Origin of the sequence: Pseudoxanthomonas mexicana (assembly GCF_001556105.1) — a bacterium.
Lineage (GTDB): Bacteria > Pseudomonadota > Gammaproteobacteria > Xanthomonadales > Xanthomonadaceae > Pseudoxanthomonas_A > Pseudoxanthomonas_A mexicana_A.
In genome coordinates this window covers 139,601-154,226 of the sequence record NZ_LSIF01000034.1, presented here as the reverse complement: position 1 = coordinate 154,226, position 14,626 = coordinate 139,601, and the positions used below count along the sequence as shown (strand labels likewise).

Below are 14,626 nucleotides of genomic sequence, written 5' to 3'. Positions count from 1 at the left end.
TTGTGGTATCCGTTGAGTTCTTCGCCAGGACGTCCGCGGGAGCGGCTACGTCAGGTCGTTACTGCCAAAACTTGATGACGACGCCCAGCAGCAGGATCAGGCCGACGATCATCGCGAATGCGTAGTGGTACAGGTAGCCGGACTGGGTCTTGCGCAGCAGCTGCGCGCCCAGGTCGACCAGCTTCGCCGTGCCGTTCACCGCAGCGCCGTCGATCACGTGCGTGTCGAAAGCCCGCGACGCCTTGCCCAGCTTCACGCCACCGCCGGCGAACCCGTTGATCCACAGGTGGTCGGCCCAGTACTTCTTGTCCAGGATGTTGGTCAGGAAGGCGCCAGCGGTGCTCTGACGCGCCTTGCTCGCCAGGTCAGGCCTGAACAGGTACAGGAAGGTCGCCAGGGCGAAGCCTGCCAGCGCGAGGAAAAACGGCGGCATCGTCATGCCGTGTAAGGCAAACTCCCAAGGGCTGTGGAAATCGGCCTTCAGCGCCATCACGGTGTCGCGCGGCGACAGGGCCACGCTCGAATCGATACGCAGGAAGTCGATCGCGCCCTGGAAGAACGGCGTAGCTTCTTGACGACCCGTCCAGTCGGTGCCAAACAGCATCGGCCCGATAGTGAAGAAGCCGATGAGGATCGACGGAATCGCCAGCAGCACCAGCGGCACCGTCACCACCCACGGCGACTCGTGCGGTTCGTGCACGCCATGGTGGCCATGATCGTCATGCGTGGCACCGTGAGCGTGGTCGGCATGTGCGTCGCGGAAGCGTTCCTTGCCATGGAACGTCAGGTACAGCAGGCGGAAGCTGTAGAAGCTGGTCACGAAGACCCCCAGCAGGACAGCCCAGTAGCCGTAAGTCGCGATCCATTCGCTCGGCCCCTGGATATTCTGTGCGGCCATCATGCCCATTTCGGCCACTTCCTTGCCGACTTCGTTCGCCACCTTCTGGTGATGCTTGGCGGCCTCGATGATGGTGTCCTTCGAATAGAAGCCTGAGAAGAACGGTGTTCCGACCAGGGCAAGCGTACCGATCAGGCTGGTGATCCAGGTGATGGGCATGTACTTGCGCAGGCCACCCATCTTCCGCATGTCCTGCTCGTGGTGCATGCCGATGATGACCGAGCCAGCCGCCAGGAACAGCAGCGCCTTGAAGAAGGCGTGGGTCATCAGGTGGAACACGGCTGCCGAGTACGCCGACACACCCAGCGCCACCGTCATGTAGCCCAGCTGCGACAACGTGGAGTACGCGACGACGCGCTTGATGTCGTTCTGCACGATGCCGATGAGACCGGTGAACAGCGCCGTGGTCGCGCCGATGAACAGCACGAAATCCAGCGCCGTCTGCGACAGCTCGAACAGCGGCGACATGCGCGCCACCATGAAGATGCCGGCGGTGACCATCGTCGCCGCATGGATCAGCGCCGAGATCGGGGTCGGACCTTCCATCGAGTCGGGCAGCCATACATGCAGCGGTACCTGCGCCGACTTGCCCATGGCACCGATGAACAGGCAGATGCAGGTCAGCGTGGCCATCGACCAGATCACCGGCTGGTCGAGCAACTGGGTGGTGTGACCGAAGAAGGTGACCGCGCCAGACCAGACGGGCACTGCCTTGCCTGCCAGCAACGATGCATTGGCGAATACGGTCGCGTAGTCCAGCGTGCCGAACATGAGCAGCACGCAGCCGATGCCGAGCAGGAAGCCGAAATCGCCCACGCGGTTGACCAGGAACGCCTTCATGTTGGCGAAGATCGCCGTCGGGCGCTTGAACCAGAAACCGATCAGCAGGTACGACACCAGGCCCACCGCTTCCCAGCCGAAGAACAGCTGCAGGAAGTTGTTGCTCATCACCAGCATCAGCATGCTGAAGGTGAACAGCGAGATATAGCTGAAGAAGCGCTGGTAACCCGGGTCCTCGGCCATGTAACCGATCGTGTAGAGGTGGACCAGCAGCGACACGAAGGTCACCACGACCATCATCATGGCGGTCAGCTTGTCGATCATGAAACCGACGTGGCCGCTGATGTTGCCCACTTCGAAGAAGGTGTACAGGTTCTCATTGAACGGCGACGCGCCCTGCGCCACCAGCTGGTACAGCACCCAGCACGACAACGCGCAGCTGGTCGCCACGCCCAGGATCGTCGCCGTGTGGGCGCCGGCGCGACCGACGAAGCGGCCGAACAGGCCAGCGATGATGCTGCCCAGCAGCGGCGCCAGCACGATGGCCAGCAGCACGTTCTTGGAGAGGAGGACTTCCATACCGGTCATCGGTGCATCAGCCTTTGAGCGTGTCGACTTCGGCCACGTTGATCGTGCGCCGGGTGCGGAACAGGGTGACCAGGATCGCCAGGCCGATGGCGGCCTCGGCCGCGGCCACGGTCAGGATGAAGAAGACGAAGATCTGGCCGGCCGCATCACCCAGCTCGCGCGAGAACGCGACGAAGTTGATGTTCACCGACAGCAGCATCAGTTCGATCGACATCAGCAGCACGATGACGTTCTTCCGGTTGAGGAAGATGCCGGCCAGACTGATGCAGAACAGCACGGCGCCGAGCGCCAGCAGATGGCCTACGGAAATCATGGCTTGCCCTCCCCTTCCACCGGCGCACTGGCCGGCGTTTCGCGCACCGGCTTCTCGGCCGGCATCGACACCATGCGGATGCGGTCGGCTGCCTTGACCCGCGACTGCTCGGCAGGATCCTGCGTCTTGATGCCGGTGCGCTTGCGCAGCGTGAGCATCACGGCGGCGACCACGGCCACGGTCAGGATGATGGCCGCGAATTCGAACGGCAGCAGGAACTCGGTGAACAGCGTGCGTGCGAGCCAAGCGGTGTTCGACACGTCGGCGGCAGCGGACGCGGCGTTGTCCGGGAACGGCGCCGCCATGCGTGCCTTGATACCGATCAGCACCAGCATCTGCGCCAGCATCACCACCGCGACCAGCAGGCCCACGGGCAGGAACCTGACCCAGCCTTCACGGATCGCGACGATATCGATGTCGAGCATCATCACCACGAACAGGAACAGCACCATCACCGCGCCCACGTAGACGAGGATCAACGCCACGCCGAGGAACTCCGCGCCCACCAGCAGCCAGATGCAGGCCACCGAGAAGAACGTCAGGATGAGGCACAGCACGGCATGCACCGGGTTGCGCACGCTGATCACCGCGCCGGCGGCGACGACCGCGACGGTGGCGAAGGCGTAGAAACTGATCAGGACCCAATCCATTCTTCGGACCTCAGCGGAAAGCGGCGTCGGCGGCGCGGCGTTCGGCGATCTCGGCTTCCAGCCGGTCGCCGATCGCCAGCAGCTGCGGCTTGGTGACGATGTTCTGCCCGCGCTTGTCGAAGTGGTACTCCAGCACGTGCGTTTCCACGATCGAGTCCACCGGGCAGCTTTCCTCGCAAAAACCGCAGTAGATGCACTTGAACAGGTCGATGTCGTAGCGCGTGGTGCGGCGGGTGCCGTCCTCGCGCGGGGCCGAGTCGATGGTGATCGCCAGCGCCGGGCACACCGCCTCGCACAGCTTGCACGCGATGCAGCGCTCCTCGCCGTTCGGATAACGGCGCAGCGCGTGCAGGCCACGGAATCGCGGCGACTGCGGGAACTTCTCCATCGGGTACATCAGCGTGTACTTCGGCTTGAAGGTGTACTTCAGCGTCAGCCACAGGCCCTGCAGCAGTTCCAGCAGCAGCAGGCTCTTGAAGTAGTGCACAACCTTGCTCATGTCTTACACACCCTTCTCGAACACGCCGAAGAACACCATCAGCGCCGTCACCGCGATCCACACGATGGTCAGCGGGATGAACACCTTCCAGCCCAGGCGCATGATCTGGTCGTAGCGATAGCGCGGGAAGCTGGCGCGGAACCAGATATAGGCGCTCGCGAAGAACAGCACCTTCAGCAGCAGCCACGGCCAGCCGCCCACCCATATCCAGTTGATCCACGGCGACACGTCGGCCGTGATCCAGCCCTGCAGCGGGCTCAGCCAGCCGCCGAGGAAGAACAGCGACACCAGGAAGCTGACCAGGATCATGTTGGCGTATTCGGCCAGGAAGAACAGCGCGAATGCCGCACCCGAATACTCGACCATGTGGCCGGCGACGATTTCCGATTCGCCTTCCACCACGTCGAACGGCGAGCGGTTGGTCTCGGCGACGCCGGACACCCAGTACACGATGAACAGCGGGAACAGCGGCAGCCAGAACCACTCGAGGAAGCCGGAGTCACCGGCCTGCGCCATCACGATGTCGGTGAGGTTGAGGCTGCCGGCGGCGATCAGTACGCCGACCAGGGCGAAGCCCATCGCGATCTCGTAGCTGACCACCTGCGCGGCCGAGCGCATGGCGCCGAGGAAGGCGTACTTCGAGTTCGACGCCCAGCCGGCGATGATGATGCCGTACACGCCCAGCGAGGTCATCGCCAGCAAATACAGCAGGCCGGCATTGGCGTTCGACAGCACCAGCTGGTAATCGAACGGCACCACCGCCCACGCGGCGAACGCCGGCGCCAGCGTGATCAGCGGCGCCAGGATGTACATCGTCTTCTGCGCGCTGCTGGGCTGGATGATTTCCTTGAACAGCAGCTTGAAGACGTCGGCGAAGGCCTGGAAGATGCCCATGCCCACGTACATCGGCCCATGGCGCACGTGCATCCAGCCGATCAGCTTGCGTTCCCACACCACGTAGAACGCGACCGAGATGATCACCGGCATGGTGATGACCAGGATCTTCAGCACGATCCACAGGATCATGCCGATGTCGCCCAGCCCGAAGAACCACTCGCGCAGGGGACCGACCGCATTGATCAGCAATTCGTTCATGCGCCCACCACCGTGACACGTCCGGCACCCAGCGGCGCCGTGGCCCCGTAGCCGCTCTCGATCCAGGCGACGCCCGCGGCAACGCGGGCATCCACCACCACCGGCAACGCAGCCGTGCCGATGCCGTTGCCGACCTTCGCCATCTGGCCCTCGGAGACACCGGCAGCCTGCGCGTCGGCAGGGTTCAGCACGATGCGGTCGCCGACATTCAGCGGATGCGCCTGCAACGCTTCGGCGCGGCGGACGGTACCGTCGGTGCGGTAGATCGCTGCGGTGACGGCGAGTTCCAGGCCCTGTCCGTTGATGGCCGGCGCAGCAGACTTCACCACCGCGACCGTCCTGGCGCCGGCGACGGCATCACGCGCACCTGCGATATCGGTGAACTCGAAACCGGCCAGCTGCAGCTCGCCACCCAGGGCGCGCAGCACCTTCCAGCCGTCGCGGGCTTCGCCCGGCAGCTTGCCGGCGGCCTGCGTGCGCTGGTCCTTGCCATCCAGATTGGTCAGCGTTGCGTCGATTTCGGGCAACAGGCCGATCGGCAGGATCACGTCCGCCACGTCGCGCGTGGACTTGCAGGCGAAGTGGCTGAAGGCCACGACCTTGGCCGACGCCAGCGCGCGGCTGGCGGCCGGCGTATCGGCGAAATCCAGGCCAGGCTCGATGCCGTAAATGACATAGGCATTGAGGGGCTCGGCGAACATGCCGGCCACGTCGCGACCGGTCGGCAGCACGCCATGACGGGCCAGGCCGACCGCGTTCGCACCCTGCGGGATGCGGCACAGCGACGCGCCGGTCGCACCCGCGAACTCCGCGGCAGCAGCGCGCAGCACGGCAGCCTGCGGGTGGTTCTCGACGATGCCGCCGACGATCACGACGGCGCGGTTCGCGACCTTGGCGACGTCGCGCAACGCGGAGGCGTTCAACGCGTCACCAAGCTTCGACGGCGCGACGATGTGCTTGCCGGCGATGCCGAAGGCGAAGTCGAAGTCGACCGGGTTGACCACGTGCACCTTGGCGCCCGTGCGGACAGCCTTGCGGATGCGCTGGTGCAGCAGCGGCAGTTCGTGGCGCAGGTTGGTGCCGAACAGCACGATGACGTCGGCCTGCTCGATCTCCGCCAGCGGCAGCGCGAACGGCTCGGCGACGGCGCCGTCGGAAAAGTCGCGGTTGTTGATGCGGTGATCCAGGTTGCCGGTATCGAGGCCAGCGGCCAGTTTCGCCAGCAGGCCACCCTCCTCGTTCGAGACCGCCGGATGCACCAGCATGCCGAGGCTGTCGCCGCGGTTGGCGCGCAGGATCCCGGCGGCAGCGGCCAGGCCTTCGGCCCAGGACACCTCGCGCCATTCGCCATCGACTTTCTGCAGCGGCTTCACCGCGCGGTCGTCGGCGTACAGGCCCTGGTGCGAATAGCGGTCGCGGTCCGACAACCAGCACTCGTTGACCGCCTCGTTCTCGCGCGGCACGGTGCGCAGCACCTGGCCACGGCGCGAGTGGTAGAACACGTTGGAACCCATCGCGTCGTGGAAACCGACGGACTCGCGCGCGATCAGTTCCCACGGACGCGCGCGGAACTGGAACACCTTGTTGGTCAGCGCGCCCACCGGGCACACATCGATGACGTTGCCGGAAATCTCGGTGGTCAGCGGCTTGCCGTCGTAGGTGCCGATCTGCAGGTTCTCGCCGCGGTACATGCCGCCCAGCTCATACGTGCCGGCGACGTCCGCGGTGAAGCGCACGCAGCGCGTGCACTGGATGCAGCGGGTCATCTCGGTGGCGACCAGCGGACCGATGTCCTCGTCCGGCACCACGCGCTTGCGTTCCTGGAACCGGCTGACCGAACGGCCATAACCCAGCGACAGGTCCTGCAGCTCGCACTCGCCGCCCTGGTCGCAGATCGGGCAGTCCAGCGGGTGGTTGATCAGCAGGAATTCCATCACGTTGCGCTGCGACTTCAATGCCTTGTCGCTGCGCGTGGCGATCTTCATGCCGTCCATCACCGGCGTGGCGCAGGCCGGCGCCGGCTTCGGCATCTTCTCGACTTCGACCAGGCACATGCGGCAGTTGGCCGCGATCGGCAGCTTCTCGTGGTAGCAGAAGCGCGGGATCGGGATGCCGGCCTTGTCGGCGGCCTGGATGATCATCGAACCCTTCGGTGCCGCCATCTCCACGCCGTCGATGAAGACGGTCACGTGGTCTGGCGGCAGGTTGGCATTCACGGGCTGCGCACTCACGCGGCCACCTCCAGGTTGGAACGGACCACCGTGCCGTCGCGCTCGTCGTCGACGAGGAACCGCTTGTTGACGATCGCGTATTCGAATTCGTGCCAGAAGTGACGCAGCATGCCCTGCACCGGCCACGCGGCGGCTTCGCCGAACGCGCAGATGGTGTGGCCTTCGATCTGGCCTGCGGCCGCGCGCAGCGTCTGCAGGTCCTCGATCGTCGCCTTGTGCTCGGCCACGCGGGTCAGCATGCGGTACATCCAGCCAGTGCCTTCACGGCACGGCGTGCACTGGCCGCAGCTTTCCTTGTAGTAGAAGCGCGCGATGCGCTGGCAGGCACGCACCATGCAGGTGGTGTCGTCCATCACCACGACGGCGCCCGAGCCCAGGCCGGAGCCGGCCTTCTGGATGCTGTCGTAGTCCATCGTCAGGCCCATCATCACCTCGCCCGGCAGCACCGGCATCGAGGAGCCGCCCGGGATGACGGCCTTGAGCGTGCGGCCTTCGCGCATGCCACCGCACAGCGCCAGCAGGTCGGCGAACGAGGTGCCCAGGCGGATCTCGTGGTTGCCCGGATTCGCGACGTGGCCGGAGACCGAGAAGATCTTGCAGCCGCCGTTGTTGGGCTTGCCCAGGTTCATGAACCACTCGGCGCCGTTGCGCACGATCGCCGGCACCGACGCATAGGTTTCGGTGTTGTTGATCGTGGTCGGCTTGCCGTACAGGCCGAAGTTGGCCGGGAACGGCGGCTTGAAGCGCGGCTGGCCCTTCTTGCCTTCCAGCGACTCCATCAGTGCGGTTTCCTCACCGCAGATGTAGGCGCCCGCGCCAAGCGCGTTGTACAGGTCGATGTCCACGCCGGAGCCGAGGATGTTCTTGCCCAGCCAGCCGTGCTTGTAGGCCTCGGCGGTGGCTTCTTCCAGGTGCTCGAACGGCTCGTGGTGGAACTCGCCACGCAGGTAGTTGTAGCCCACGGTCGAGCCGGTGGCGTAGCAGGCGATCGCCATGCCCTCGATCACCGAATGCGGGTTGTAGCGCAGGATGTCGCGGTCTTTGGCGGTGCCCGGCTCGGATTCGTCCGAGTTGCAGAGGATGTACTTCTGCATGTCGCCCTTGGGCATGAAGCTCCACTTCAGGCCGGTGGGGAAGCCCGCGCCGCCACGGCCGCGCAGGCCGGACTGCTTGACCATCTCGACCACGTCGGCCGGCGGGATCTTCTCTTCGATGATCTTGCGCAGCGCGGCGTAACCGCCGGTCTTCAGGTAGTTCTCGTACGACCACGGCTTGTCGAAATGCAGCGTGGTGTAGACGGCCTGGTGCTCCTTGGGAGCGGGACCGACCGGGCCGTAGCCTTCGGAATAGTGGGAATGGCCTGCCATGCGCTTACTCCAGCCCGTCCAACAGCTCGTCGACCTTCGCCGGCGTCAGCTTCTCGTGGTAATGGCCGTTGATGACCACGACCGGCGCGCCGCAGCAGGCGGCCACGCATTCTTCTTCGCGCTTGAGGTAGACGCGGCCGTCGGCCGTCGATTCGCCCAGCTTGCAGCCGAGCTTCTTCTCGGCATGTGCGACCAGATCCTGCGCACCGTTGAGCCAGCAGCTGATGTTGGTGCAGAAGGCGACGTTGTTGCGGCCGACCTTCTCGGTCTCGAACATCGAATAGAAGCTGGCGACTTCGTACGCCCACACCGGCGGCAGATCCAGGTACTTGGCGACCGCGGCGATCAGCTCGTCGGTCAGCCAGCCATCGTTCTGCTCCTGCGCGGCATGCAGGCCCTGCAGCACCGCCGAACGCTTGCGGTCCGGCGGGAACTTGGCCAGCCAATGATCGATGTGCGCGCGCGTCCTGTCGCTCAACGCCACCAGCGGATCGACGTTCTGCGCCGCTTCGAAATTACCCGTGGCCCTCATCGGTCCACCTCACCAAATACCAAGTCATAAGTGCCGATCATCGCGACGACGTCGGGGAGCATGTGGCCGCGCACGATCTCGTCCATGGAGGACAGGTGCGCGAAGCCCGGCGCGCGCAACTTCACGCGGAAGGGCTTGTTGGCGCCGTCGGACACCAGGTAGCAGCCGAACTCGCCCTTCGGCGCCTCGACCGCGGCGTAGGTCTCGCCAGCCGGCACGCAATAGCCTTCGCTGAAGAGCTTGAAGTGATGGATCAGCGCTTCCATGTCGTCCTTCATCTCCTCGCGGGAGGGCGGCGCGACCTTGAAGTTCTGCACCATGACCGGGCCCGGGTTGGCCTTCAGCCACTTCACGCACTGTTGCACGATGCGGTTGGACTGGCGCATCTCGGCGACGCGGACCAGGTAGCGGTCATAGCAGTCGCCGTTGACGCCGACCGGGATGTCGAAATCCACCACGTCGTATTTCGCGTACGGCTGTTTCTTGCGCAGGTCCCAGGCGATACCCGAACCGCGCAGCATCGCGCCGGTCATACCCAGCGCGTGCGCCTGTTCCGGCGACACCACGCCGATGCCGACGGTACGCTGCTTCCAGATGCGGTTGTCGGTCAGCAGCGTCTCGTACTCGTCGACGCGCTTCGGGAATTCGTTGGTGAAGTCTTCCAGGAAGTCGAGCAGCGAGCCTTCGCGCGCCTGGTTGAACTGCTTCAGCGCCTTGCCCTTGCGCCAGGGCGATTCCTTGTACTTCGGCATGCGGTCCGGCAGGTCGCGGTAGACGCCGCCCGGACGGTAATACGTGGCATGCATGCGCGCGCCGCTGACCGCTTCGTAGCAGTCCATCAGCTCTTCGCGCTCACGGAACGCGTACAGCATGACGGCCATCGCGCCGAGGTCGAGCGCGTTGGAGCCGATCCACATCAGGTGGTTCAGGATGCGGGTGATCTCGTCGAACATCGTGCGGATGTACTGCGCGCGTTCCGGCGCCTCGATCCCCATCAGGGTTTCGATGGCACGCACGTACGCATGCTCGTTGCACATCATGGATACGTAGTCGAGGCGATCCATGTAGCCGATCGACTGGTTGAACGGCTTGGATTCGGCCAGCTTCTCGGTGCCACGGTGCAGCAGGCCGACATGCGGGTCGGCTCGCACGATGGTCTCGCCGTCCATTTCCAGGATCAGGCGCAGCACGCCGTGCGCGGCCGGATGCTGGGGACCGAAGTTCAATGTGTAGTTGCGGATCTCCTGCTTGCTTTCGGCAGGATTGCTGGCGAACGCGACGCCGGATTGCGGATTGCTCATGCCTTGCCCTCGCGCGCGGCCGCCTGTGAAGCGGCGAGTTCGCCGGCGGCGGTCTGGTAGCGGGCGTCGTCGCGGATCACGCGCGGCACGCCGACGCGCGGCTCGACCGAGGTGACCGGCTCATACACCACGCGCTTCTTCTCTTCGTCGTAGCGGACTTCGACGTTGCCGATCAGCGGGAAGTCCTTGCGGAACGGATGACCGACGAAGCCGTAGTCGGTCAGGATGCGGCGCAGGTCCGGATGGCCTTCGAAGATGATGCCGTAGAGGTCGAACGCCTCGCGTTCGAACCAGTTCAGGCCCGGCCACACGTCGCACAACGACGCGACCACCGGCAGGCCATCATCCGGCGCGAAGCAGCGCACGCGCACGCGACGGTTGTGCTGGTAGGACAGCAGGTGCAGCACGACGGCGAAGCGGTTCGGGCGGGCGGCGTCGCGCGGACGCTGGTCCCAGTTGAAACGGCCCGGACCGAAGCCTTCGACGCCGCGACTGAAACCCTCGGACGACACGTCGGCGGTGTCCCACTCGGCGCTGCCGTAGCCCAGGTAGTCCACGCCACTGACGTCGACGGCCTGTTCGAAACCGAACTCGTCGCGCAGCGCCAGGCAGACCGCATGCCAGGAGGCAGACGGCACTTCCAGGGTGACTTCGCCACGCGGCTCGGCGAGGCTGACCGTGGCGTCCGCAAAGCGGGCGCGCAACTGGTCGGTGAAGTTTGCAGCTTGCTCAGCCATGGGGCGTGGCGTGCTCTAGAAAGGATTCGGGGGAAAGGAGGATCAGCGCGCGATGGTCTGCGTGCGCCAGATCTTCTTCTGCAACTGCAGGATGCCGTACACCAGCGCTTCGGCCGTGGGCGGGCAACCCGGCACGTACACGTCCACCGGCACCACGCGGTCGCAACCGCGCACAACGGAATACGAGTAATGGTAATAACCGCCGCCGTTGGCGCAGCTGCCCATCGAGATGACCCACTTCGGCTCGGGCATCTGGTCGTAGACCTTGCGCAGCGCCGGGGCCATCTTGTTGACCAGCGTGCCGGCCACGATCATCACGTCGGACTGGCGCGGCGACGGGCGGAACACCACGCCGTAGCGGTCCAGGTCCAGGCGCGAAGTGCCGGCGTGCATCATCTCCACCGCACAGCAGGCCAGGCCGAAGGTCATCGGCCACATCGAACCGGTACGCGCCCAGTTCATCAGCGCATCGACGCTGGTGGTGACATAGCCCTTTTCCAGCAGCGGGTTGTCGCCTTCGGGGCGCAGGATGTCGTCCACCCGCCCTTCCGGGATCGGGTTGTTCATCAGACGGTCGACGGTCTGGATCACTCCCATTCGAGCGCTCCCTTTTTCCAAACGTAAATGAAGCCGAGGAACAGCATGCCCACGAACAGGCCCATCGTGACCAGCGCACGCGGACCCAGTTCCTGGAACACCAGCGTCCACGGAACAATGAAGATGATTTCCAGATCGAAGACGATGAACTGGATGGCGATCAGGTAGTAGCGCACGTCGAACTTCATGCGCGCGTCTTCGAAGGCTTCGAAGCCGCATTCGTACGGGGACAGCTTCTGGGCGTCGGGACGACGCGGGCCGAGGAAGCGACCCGCCACCATCAGCGCGATGCCGATGCCGGTGGCGACGATCAGGAACAACAGGGTGGGCAGGTAATTGGCCAGCACTCGCTCGTCTCTTCTTGTCCTATCCGCCGGCACGCAGCTCTGCGGCACGGCATGAATGGGGCTCTCGTCACCCGCCCGGCCGTGGCATCCGCCGCGACCGGCCCGGTGGCGAAGCCGTCCGGGCCCACCTTCCGCGGGAGCCCTTCCGCAACACGTACCGGGCACCCGATGAATCGGCGGGATTGTAACGGTTTGTGAACTCGCTAGTAAACGATTACGCGCGCGTATCGCCGCAGTCGGCAAAAGAAAAAACCCGCCGGAAGGCGGGTTTTTCATCGCGGAACGACGTGACCGTCGACCGCTGCGGTTGGTGCCCAAGAGGGGACTCGAACCCCTACGACTTTCGCCGCTACCACCTCAAGGTAGTGCGTCTACCAATTCCGCCACCTGGGCTTTGAAACGTATGCGACGCGTTGCGCGCGCCGCCATTGTAGCCGGGCTCAGCCGCCCTGCGGCGGCGTTACCGGCGGCTGCTCCGCGGCGGGCGCGGCGCCCTGCGGTGCGGCCGGCACGCTGTCAGCCGGCGCGGGCGCAGGCTGGATCGGCGTGCTGGGTACGGTCGACGGCTTCGGCAGCTCACCCGCGGGTGCCGCTGGCGCGGCCGGCAGCTCGGACATCACGCCAAGGTTCTGCTGGGTGGTCGGGCGCGCACTGTGCGTCGCATACCAGGCCATGAACAGGCTGATGCCGAAGAACGCGATAGCCAGCCACTTGGTGCTCTTGGACAGGAAGTTGGACGCGCCGCGCGCGCCGAACACCGTACCGGAAGCGCCGCCGCCACCGAAGCCCGAGCCGGCCTGCGCGCCGGAACCCCGTTGCATCAGCACCAGCGCGATGATGGCGATGGCCACCAGCACGTACACCACATTCAGGATCAACATCCACATTTGGAATCAGTCTCAACCGGTTGAGTCGTCCGACCCCGAAGAGGCCGGTCTTGCCGGGGGCTATCCCCGACCGGCCGCCGCCTGCGCGATGGCCAGGAAATCCCGGGCGACCAGTGATGCGCCACCCACCAGCCCTCCATCGACATCGGGCTGCGAGAACAGTTCCGCGGCGTTGTCGGGCTTCACGCTGCCGCCGTACAGGAGGGGCAACGAGCCGGCGATTCTAGCATCGCGTGCGGCCACTTCGCCACGGATGAACGCGTGCACGGCCTGGGCCTGGGCCGGCGTGGCCGTCAGGCCGGTGCCGATCGCCCAGACCGGCTCGTACGCGACCACGGCATTCTCGAAGGCCTGGGGACCGGCCAGGTCGAACACCGCCTGCAACTGCTTCTGGATGCGGAACTCGGTCTGCCCGTCCTTGCGCTGCTGCTCGGTTTCGCCCACGCACAGCACCGGGATCAGGCCGGCGTTCTTGGCGGCGACGAACTTCTTCGCCACCAGTTCGCTGCTTTCGTTATGGTACTGCCGTCGCTCGGAATGCCCGACCAGGCCGTAGCGCGCGCCTACATCCAGCAGCATCGCGGCACAGACTTCACCGGTGTAGGCGCCCTTCTCGTTGCTGCTGACGTCCTGTGCGCCGAAGGCCACGCCACGGTTGGCGTAATGCTCGATCAGCTCGCCCAGATAGGGAAGCGGCGGCAGGATCAGCAGGTCCACCCCGTCCAGCGGCAAGCCTGCAACCAGTTCATCCATCAGCGCCGTTGCAAAACCGCGAGTGCCATGAAGCTTCCAGTTGCCGGCCACGAGCTTGCGGCGCATAAGACCAATTCCTGTCCAGTTCGAGGGCGCGCAGTCTAGCCGATGTTGGGCGGTACACCTATCTGCCGCGCTATCGTGCCGGCATCCCCTCGCCCGCTCTGGAGCCGCCATGCCCGATACCACCCCTGCCCCGTCGACCGGCTATGCCCTGGTCACCGGCGCCTCCAGTGGTATCGGCGAGCAGATCGCACGGGAGTATGCGAAGCGCGGTGTCCCGCTGGTGCTGACGGCCCGGCGTGCCGACCGCCTGCAGGCCTTGGCGGCAGAACTGCAGGCGCAGGTGCCGGTGGAGATCGTGGCGGCGGACCTGGCCGACCCCGGCGCACCCGCGGCCTTGGTGGCCGAACTGGAACATCGGGGCCTGCAGATCCGGATCCTCGTCAACAACGCCGGCTATGGCGTGCCGGGCCGCTACCGCAGCAGCGCCTGGGCCGACCATGCCGCGTTTCTCCAGGTCATGGTGACCGCTGTCGGCGAACTGACGTGGCGACTGCTGCCCTCCATCCGCGCCTCGGGCCAGGGCCGCATCCTCAACGTGGCGTCGTTCGCCGCGTTGATGCCGGCGGCGGATGGCCAGACGCTGTACGCACCGGCCAAGGGCTTCCTGCTGAAGTTCAGTGAGGCGCTGGCGCTGGAGAACGCCGACCGTGGCGTGCACGTCACCGCGCTGTGCCCGGGCTTCACCTATTCCGAGTTCCATGACGTCACCGGGACGCGGTCACGCATGCGGGTGTCGCCGACGATGTGGCTGCAGGCGGCGGACGTGGCGCGTGCCGGTATCGACGGCAATGAGCGCGGCGATGTACTGGTAGTGCCCGGCTGGCGCTACCGGCTGCTGCACGCCATCGTGAAGGTGCTGCCGCACCGGCTGGCGCTGGGCATGATGGCGCGCAACTCGCGCAAAGTGCGGCCGCTGGACTGAGACCACGCCCTGAAACGCATGACGCCGGAACTCCCGGCGTCGTGTGTCGCGCGACGGCGGGCC

15 protein-coding genes and 1 tRNA gene are annotated in these 14,626 nt (G+C 65.5%); 1 reads left to right on the top strand and 15 read right to left on the bottom strand.

The annotated features are described in order from the left end of the window. Positions 1–58: 58 nt before the first annotated feature. The 15 genes from nuoL to tpiA form a co-directional block, all read right to left on the bottom strand. The gene (nuoL, locus tag AX730_RS06260; protein ID WP_062353541.1) at positions 59–2,257 is read right to left on the bottom strand and encodes an NADH-quinone oxidoreductase subunit L; all 2,199 of its coding nucleotides are present in this window, start codon (positions 2,255–2,257) and stop codon (positions 59–61) included. A 16-nt stretch (positions 2,258–2,273) separates the two neighbouring features. Then, positions 2,274–2,579, bottom strand: coding sequence for an NADH-quinone oxidoreductase subunit NuoK (gene nuoK, locus AX730_RS06255; RefSeq protein WP_056881218.1), 306 nt, complete (start codon positions 2,577–2,579; stop codon positions 2,274–2,276). Beyond that, positions 2,576–3,229 carry an NADH-quinone oxidoreductase subunit J gene (locus tag AX730_RS06250; protein WP_062353538.1) on the bottom strand — a complete coding sequence of 218 codons (654 nt, stop codon included), beginning with the start codon at positions 3,227–3,229 and terminating at the stop codon, positions 2,576–2,578. The genes nuoK and AX730_RS06250 overlap by 4 nt, the downstream gene beginning before the upstream one ends. 10 nt (positions 3,230–3,239) lie before the next feature. Then, positions 3,240–3,728: an NADH-quinone oxidoreductase subunit NuoI gene (nuoI, locus tag AX730_RS06245; protein WP_062353535.1), complete on the bottom strand. Its 489-nt coding sequence runs from the start codon at positions 3,726–3,728 to the stop codon at positions 3,240–3,242. A 3-nt stretch (positions 3,729–3,731) separates the two neighbouring features. After that, positions 3,732–4,823 (bottom strand): NADH-quinone oxidoreductase subunit NuoH, encoded by a 1,092-nt coding sequence (gene nuoH, locus AX730_RS06240; protein WP_062353533.1) that lies wholly within the window; start codon positions 4,821–4,823, stop codon positions 3,732–3,734. Beyond that, positions 4,820–7,054, bottom strand: a complete 2,235-nt coding sequence (nuoG, locus tag AX730_RS06235) for an NADH-quinone oxidoreductase subunit NuoG (protein ID WP_062353530.1) — start codon at positions 7,052–7,054, stop codon at positions 4,820–4,822. The genes nuoH and nuoG overlap by 4 nt, the downstream gene beginning before the upstream one ends. Further along, positions 7,051–8,421 (bottom strand): NADH-quinone oxidoreductase subunit NuoF, encoded by a 1,371-nt coding sequence (gene nuoF / locus AX730_RS06230; protein ID WP_062353527.1) that lies wholly within the window; start codon positions 8,419–8,421, stop codon positions 7,051–7,053. The genes nuoG and nuoF overlap by 4 nt, the downstream gene beginning before the upstream one ends. A gap of 4 nt (positions 8,422–8,425) precedes the next feature. Next, positions 8,426–8,953: an NADH-quinone oxidoreductase subunit NuoE gene (gene nuoE / locus AX730_RS06225; RefSeq protein WP_062353525.1), complete on the bottom strand. Its 528-nt coding sequence runs from the start codon at positions 8,951–8,953 to the stop codon at positions 8,426–8,428. Next, entirely contained in the window at positions 8,950–10,254 is a 1,305-nt protein-coding gene (locus AX730_RS06220) for an NADH-quinone oxidoreductase subunit D (RefSeq protein ID WP_062353523.1), read from the bottom strand. Before AX730_RS06220 ends, nuoE begins: the two co-directional genes overlap by 4 nt. Continuing rightward, complete coding sequence (locus AX730_RS06215) at positions 10,251–10,991, bottom strand: NADH-quinone oxidoreductase subunit C (protein WP_062353520.1); 741 nt, start codon at positions 10,989–10,991, stop codon at positions 10,251–10,253. Before AX730_RS06215 ends, AX730_RS06220 begins: the two co-directional genes overlap by 4 nt. Before the next feature lie 42 nt (positions 10,992–11,033). Then, entirely contained in the window at positions 11,034–11,588 is a 555-nt protein-coding gene (locus AX730_RS06210; RefSeq protein ID WP_055943825.1) for a NuoB/complex I 20 kDa subunit family protein, read from the bottom strand. Next, a complete protein-coding gene (locus tag AX730_RS06205; protein WP_055943822.1) occupies positions 11,579–11,935 on the bottom strand; it encodes an NADH-quinone oxidoreductase subunit A in 357 nt (118 codons plus the stop codon). Before AX730_RS06205 ends, AX730_RS06210 begins: the two co-directional genes overlap by 10 nt. Positions 11,936–12,243: 308 nt before the next feature. Beyond that, positions 12,244–12,328, bottom strand: a tRNA-Leu gene (locus AX730_RS06200). A 47-nt stretch (positions 12,329–12,375) separates the two neighbouring features. Beyond that, positions 12,376–12,822, bottom strand: a complete 447-nt coding sequence (secG, locus tag AX730_RS06195; RefSeq protein ID WP_062353518.1) for a preprotein translocase subunit SecG — start codon at positions 12,820–12,822, stop codon at positions 12,376–12,378. Positions 12,823–12,882: 60 nt separating this feature from the next. Then, positions 12,883–13,641 (bottom strand): triose-phosphate isomerase, encoded by a 759-nt coding sequence (tpiA, locus tag AX730_RS06190; protein ID WP_062353515.1) that lies wholly within the window; start codon positions 13,639–13,641, stop codon positions 12,883–12,885. A 109-nt stretch (positions 13,642–13,750) separates the two neighbouring features. On the opposite strand from tpiA, the gene AX730_RS06185 reads away from it, so the two are divergent. Continuing rightward, on the top strand, positions 13,751–14,563 hold the full coding sequence (locus tag AX730_RS06185) for an SDR family NAD(P)-dependent oxidoreductase (protein ID WP_062353512.1): 813 nt from the start codon (positions 13,751–13,753) through the stop codon (positions 14,561–14,563). The last annotated feature ends 63 nt before the right edge of the window (positions 14,564–14,626 follow it).